General features: G+C 70.0%; 4 protein-coding genes. 1 reads left to right on the top strand and 3 read right to left on the bottom strand.

Going from position 1 to position 4,033, the window contains the following annotated elements; genetic code table 11:
* The 3 genes from HET64_RS37190 to HET64_RS37180 all read right to left on the bottom strand — a co-directional run.
* Positions 1-1,308 (bottom strand): coenzyme F420-0:L-glutamate ligase (locus tag HET64_RS37190; protein WP_215111649.1); only part of this gene is annotated, 1,308 nt, incomplete at its 3' end.
* Positions 1,309-1,367: 59 nt separating this feature from the next.
* Positions 1,368-2,324, bottom strand: a complete 957-nt coding sequence (gene cofD, locus HET64_RS37185) for a 2-phospho-L-lactate transferase (protein WP_215111648.1) — start codon at positions 2,322-2,324, stop codon at positions 1,368-1,370.
* Positions 2,325-2,337: 13 nt separating this feature from the next.
* On the bottom strand, positions 2,338-2,838 hold the full coding sequence (locus HET64_RS37180; RefSeq protein ID WP_215111647.1) for a cysteine dioxygenase family protein: 501 nt from the start codon (positions 2,836-2,838) through the stop codon (positions 2,338-2,340).
* A gap of 709 nt (positions 2,839-3,547) precedes the next feature.
* Between HET64_RS37180 and HET64_RS37175 the strand changes: the two genes are divergently transcribed.
* Positions 3,548-3,811: a WhiB family transcriptional regulator gene (locus HET64_RS37175; RefSeq protein ID WP_003968728.1), complete on the top strand. Its 264-nt coding sequence runs from the start codon at positions 3,548-3,550 to the stop codon at positions 3,809-3,811.
* Positions 3,812-4,033 lie beyond the last annotated feature (222 nt).

The raw sequence follows: 4,033 nt of genomic DNA, 5'->3' as shown, positions 1-4,033 counted from the left end.
GAGATGTGTATAAGAGACAGCCCGAGGCACCCCCGCCGCATGCCCCACAGCCACCGCCCCCAACGGATCCCAGGACGACGGCAGCGACAACACCTCCCGCACCACGGACCGGCAGAACATCGTCGAGGACACCCACGCCGACCCCAGCCGCTCACCCGCCAGCGCCACCAGGAAGTTCTGCACGCCCGCGCCCGCCGCGACGACGAACATCTCGCGCTCCGCGGCGTCGCGCCGCTCGTCCCCGTACGTGTGCGAGCCGTCCATCACCAGGCACGGCACCGCCAGATACGGCGCGTTGCGCAGCACATCCCCGCGCCGCACCCGCTTGGCGATCGACTCCTCGCTCCTGCCGTCGCGCCGCAGGTCCTCGATCCACGCGTCCCGCATCGCGTCGAGCAACCGGGTCCGCGACTCGGCGGACTCCAGCAGGACGAACCGCCACGGCGTCGTGTGATGAGGGGCGGGCGCGGTCACCGCCGCGGCCACCGCCCGCCGCACGGCCCCCGGATCCACCGGCTCGTCGGTGAACTCGCGCACGGTACGCCGCAGCGTCACCGCTTCCCGCACGGCCTCGGACGTCCCGAGCCGGAACATGTCGTCGGCGGCGGTCCGCACCAACGCACGGGCACCGGGCTCGTCGCCGGACGCCACCACATGCGGCAGCCCGCGCACCACGGCGACCGGCAGCCCCTCCGCCTTGCCCTTGACCAGGTCCCCGGCCGCGGCCAGCTCGTCCGCCGTGGCCACGATCGTGGCGCTGAGCGGATTGCCGTACGCGTCCGTCCCGCCGCGCAGATCGTCCAGCACCCGCACCCCGGCGGCCCCGATCGCGACATCGGTCAGCCCATTGCGCCAGGGCCGCCCGAAGGTGTCCGTGACGACGACGCCGACCTCCACGCCGAGGGCGTCCCGCAGCCCGTCCCGGATGGCCCGGGCGGAGACGTCGGAGTCCTCGGGCAGCAGCAGTACGGTCCCGGCCGGCGTGTTCGAGGCGTCGACCCCGGCGGCGGCCATGACCAGACCGTGCCGGTTCTCCACGATCCGCAGCGGCCCGCGCCGGGCCACGACCCGTACGGTCTCGGCGTCTATGGCGGCCTCGCGGTCGGCGGCCCGGACGATCCGGCCCTCGGCCTTGGAGACGATCTTCGAGGTGACGAGCAGGATGTCCCCGTCGACCAGTCCGGGCCCGGCCTCGGCGATCAGCTTGGCGAGATCGTCACCGGCCCGCACTTCGGGAATCCCGCCCAACGCCCAGACCTGAAACGAGGGCGCACCGGAAACGGCGACACCACCGCCACCGGCAGCCACAGCACCACCGCCCCCGGAAGAATCCGGGACACCACCTTCGGCGCCACCAGGAGAACCACTCACGCCCGAACCTCCTCGGCCAGCTCCAGCGCCTGCCGGGCCATCTCGGCGGTCGCGTCCACGTCCGTCATCATCAGCGGCACCGCCCGGCAGCGGATCCCCGCCGCCTCGACCTCTCCGACCGCACCCGCGTCCACCGTGTCCACCAGCCACCCGTCCAGCAGCCCCGAACCGTAGTGCTGGGCCACGGCAGCCGCCGTCGACTCGACGCCCACCGCGGCGAGCACCTTGTCCGCCATACCCCGCACGGGCGCGTCCCCGACGATGGGGGAGAGGCCGACGACCGGCACCCCCGCCTCGGCGATCGCCTCGCGGATCCCCGGCACTGCGAGGATCGTGCCGATGGACACCACCGGATTCGACGGCGGGAAGACGATGACATCGGCCGAACCGATGGCCTCCAGCACCCCCGGGGCCGGCTTGGCCTGCTCCGCGCCGACCGGCACGATCGCCTGCGCCTCGACGGAGGCGCGCAGCTTCACCCAGTACTCCTGGAAGTGGATCGCCTTGCTCTCGCCGTCCGTCTCGACGGCGACATGCGTCTCGACCCGGTCGTCGGACATGGGGAGCAGCCGCACGCCCGGCTGCCAACGGGCGCAGAGCGCCTCGGTGACCGCGCTCAGCGGATAGCCCGCGCCCAGCATCTGCGTACGGACGATATGGGTGGCGAAGTCGCGGTCGCCGAGCCCGAACCATCCGGGGCCCACGCCGTACGCCGCGAGCTCCTCCTTGACCTGGAAGGTCTCGTCGGTCCGTCCCCAGCCCTGCTCCTCGTTGATGCCACCGCCGAGGGTGTACATCACGGTGTCGAGGTCGGGACAGACCTTCAGCCCGAACAGATGGATGTCATCACCCGTGTTGCCGATCACCGTGATGTCCGCGTCGGGCGCGGCCTGCTTGAGGCCGCGAAGGAAGCGGGCACCGCCGATGCCACCGGCCAGAACAACAATGCGCATGCGGAGCAGTTTGTCAGGCGTGTACGGCGGCCACGGTCGTCGGGGCGCTTTGCGTGGCGTGCATCGGCATCTCGGTCAGGCCCGGGTAGTAGATGTGCAGACTCACGGCCGGTTCGAGCGAGTCGTTGACCACTTCGTGGACGTAGCCCGGGGCGAAGGCCCGCTGCCCGCCCGCGCCGAGAGCCCGCGTCCCGCGCTCGGTGTGCTCGGTCAACTCGCCTTCCAGGACCGTCAGTACGCCGGCGGAGAGGCCGTGGTCGTGACGCCCGCTGCCCTGCCCGGGCACCCAGCTGAGCAGCCACACCTCGTAGCCGGGGCCCTGGTGCAGACGGTGGTACCAGCGGGAGGCGGAGTCGTACTGGACGATTCCGGCCCACTGCGCGCGGTCGGCCGCGATGGAGCGTGCGAGGCCGACGAATTCGGAGACGGTGGAGGGGTGCTCGCGGGCGGGCTGCAGGAGGTGCTGGACCTCAAGGATGTCGCCGGCGATCTGAAGGTCGCTGTCGCTGTTCATGGCTGCGGTGGTTCCTCGGCATGGGGGGTGCACGTGCGGGGAGTCGCGGTGAGCGCCGACGGCCCGGAAACGAGCCGCGGGAAGTGCGAGGTGCGGGGGAGGAGCGGGAGGAGACGAAGAAGGACGCTCGACCGGAAGGCTGGATCAGAGCTGGAGCACTAGGGCATCAACAGCTGTGACAGCTGGAACAGCAACAGCGGGCCTGGACAGCACTACGGAACCCACGGATGTGGGTGACGTGCATGGCTGTGGTCGCTGACATGGGACCAAGGAGACCGGCTCGACCGTCCGCTGTCAACCCAATGCCCGAAATGGGGGCAATGTTTCACCCCTTCCGGTTGTCGGGTTTGGAGAAAGGTTTATGCGTGCTTGGGCGGGGACATGTGGCGCATCATCCGCGCTCTCAAACGCGACTGACGCTCCGTGACCTGACTGTGATCTTGATCGCTTCGGTGATCGAATCGCAACACAAGGGCACCTTCGCTCGTCTCTCACAGGAGAGGGTGTGGAGTCGCGGGGCCAGTGGCATATGTCAGGTTTTTGCTGATTTGAACACTTTCTGCATACGCTTGGTTCCGCAGAGTGAATCCCTGGGCCAATAGCAGATCCTCGCTTGACTGCCCCGGAGCTACACACTTGTAATTTCACTCGTGTCGTTCAGCCGCAAACGGCTGCATCACGGGACGCAAGAGACAGACGAGGGGCGCACATGACCGAGCTGTTCCAGCAACTGCTGGTCGAGGACGCGGACGAGGAACTCGGCTGGCAGGAGCGCGCACTGTGCGCCCAGACCGATCCCGAGTCCTTCTTTCCCGAAAAGGGCGGATCCACCCGCGAGGCCAAGAAGGTCTGCCTCGCCTGTGAGGTGCGCTCGGAATGCCTTGAGTACGCCCTTTCCAACGACGAACGCTTCGGAATCTGGGGCGGTCTCTCCGAGCGGGAGCGGCGGCGCCTCAAGAAGGCCGCCATCTGACGTCCGCCCCCGGCCGGCCCCGCCACAGAACGCGTCGGCCACCGGCCACCGCACCCGGACCGCCCCGGGCGCACCCCGAACCACCTGACCGCACCCCGAACCACCCGGACCGGACCCGTCCCGGGCGCACCCCGAACCACCCGGACCGGACCCGGCCCCGGCACATCCCGGCCCACTACGGGCCTCCGCCCCTCGCGAGCCGCAGAGCGGCCCGCACCCCAC

This window comes from Streptomyces sp. McG3 (genome assembly GCF_018619185.1).
GTDB lineage: Bacteria > Actinomycetota > Actinomycetes > Streptomycetales > Streptomycetaceae > Streptomyces.
Note: the sequence above shows the minus strand (reverse complement) of the source record. Positions and strands in the feature narration are given on the sequence as shown.